At 62.4% G+C, this 1,390-nt stretch carries 3 protein-coding genes; 2 read left to right on the top strand and 1 reads right to left on the bottom strand.

Annotated features, from left to right (window positions below; translation table 11 throughout):
- Positions 1–285 (top strand): nuclear transport factor 2 family protein (locus J0A65_RS23440; RefSeq protein WP_206596696.1); only part of this gene is annotated, 285 nt, incomplete at its 5' end.
- Positions 286–351: 66 nt separating this feature from the next.
- On the opposite strand, the gene J0A65_RS23445 is transcribed toward J0A65_RS23440, so the two are convergent.
- Positions 352–825 carry an SRPBCC family protein gene (locus J0A65_RS23445; protein WP_206596697.1) on the bottom strand — a complete coding sequence of 158 codons (474 nt, stop codon included), beginning with the start codon at positions 823–825 and terminating at the stop codon, positions 352–354.
- A gap of 318 nt (positions 826–1,143) precedes the next feature.
- Between J0A65_RS23445 and J0A65_RS23450 the strand changes: the two genes are divergently transcribed.
- On the top strand, positions 1,144–1,390 hold a 247-nt coding region (locus tag J0A65_RS23450; RefSeq protein WP_206596698.1), incomplete at its 3' end, for an alpha/beta fold hydrolase.

Below are 1,390 nucleotides of genomic sequence, written 5' to 3' on the forward strand. Positions count from 1 at the left end.
GACGATGCGCGCGTCGAGGACCCGGTGGGTACGCCGCCCCTGATCGGACGCACAGCGATCGAACGCTTCTACCACAAGGGACTGGGCCGCAACAAAGTCCATGCACGTCTCACCGGGCCGGTGCGGGTGGCTGGCAACTGTGCAGCGATGCCGTTTCGTATCGAGCTGGAGTGGGGTGGTCAGCCCTGCACCATCATGGTGATCGACGTGATGGAGTTCAACGAGGACGGCCGTTTCCAGTCGATGAAGGCGTATTGGGGCGTGGACAATCTGGAGCTTCGTTGAACGCGTTCCAGGACGATGAGCCGACGGCGGTACAGCACAGCATTCGCCGGCCAGCCCCCTCCGCGTTCAGTCAATGAAGTCTCGATTCTGTGTCTCGCCCGTCTCGTAGTAGGCCGTGAGGTTTTCGCCGATCTGCCGCACCGTCCTGTCGAAGGTATTTGCCAGCAGGCGCTCCACAAGACGGCCGCCACGCAGGCGATAGTCCAGGCACAAGGTCATGCGGCTGCCGCTGCCGTGCGCTTCCAGGGCATAGCTGAAGCGAGCCTCGCGAAAGGGGGAGGGCGCTCCCCGGTTGGCCTTGTGCAGATGCAGGACGAAACCCGAACCCTCCTGCCAGTCGACTACCGTTTCATCCAGCCATTGACCATAGCGGCGTTGCACCCGGCGACTGGCGCCGCGACCACTCTGCGGGCCAGGGTGGAACCAGCAACCGGTCAATCCGGGTACGTAGTAGGGCGCCAGGCTGAGATCGCTGAGGAACTTCCAGGCGCTTTCCAGCGAGAGGTTGAGGTGAATGGTATGACTGGCATGGGTGGACATGAAGGGCTCCTTCAACTTATGACGCTGTGCGCGACGTCGAGGAAGTGCGCCTACAGGCATGCTTCGCCCCCATCGGGTCCAGGCTGCGGATGTTCATTGCGCCCCTTCAACGTCGCGTCGTCAGACAATTGCTTGCTGGCGAGACTAGGGGAGCGTAAGCAGGCGGACTACGTCCGAGCGGACGATGCGTTTTTCCGATGAGGGTGAGGGGCAGGAGGCAACCACACTCGACTCATGCCGAGTAGTCCTCTCGGACGATGTTGCTGCGCCGCAGCATCGAAATAATCCCGGCACTACCACGAGCCGAGGAAGTCGCCGATGGTCGCGTCGAATGGACAGTACATCACTCTGCAGGATGGCCTGCGCCTGCATTACCTGGACCAGGGAGCAGGGCAGCCGGTGGTATTCATCCACGGCAGCGGGCCGGGTGCCAGCGGGCATAGCAACATCAAGCAGAACTACCCACAGCTCGCCGCAGCCGGCCACCGCGTGATCGTGCCCGACCTGCCCGGGTACGGTGCTTCGGACAAGCCCGAGACTCAATACACCCTGGACTTCTTCGTTG

It is taken from the genome of Bowmanella yangjiangensis, from assembly GCF_017255015.1.
Taxonomy (GTDB): Bacteria; Pseudomonadota; Gammaproteobacteria; order Enterobacterales; family Alteromonadaceae; genus Bowmanella; species Bowmanella yangjiangensis.

Excerpts from the sequence above, each read along its gene's own strand:
- J0A65_RS23445 (WP_206596697.1), bottom strand. The coding sequence starts at position 825 with ATGTCCACCCATGCCAGTCATACCATTCACCTCAACCTCTCGCTGGAA.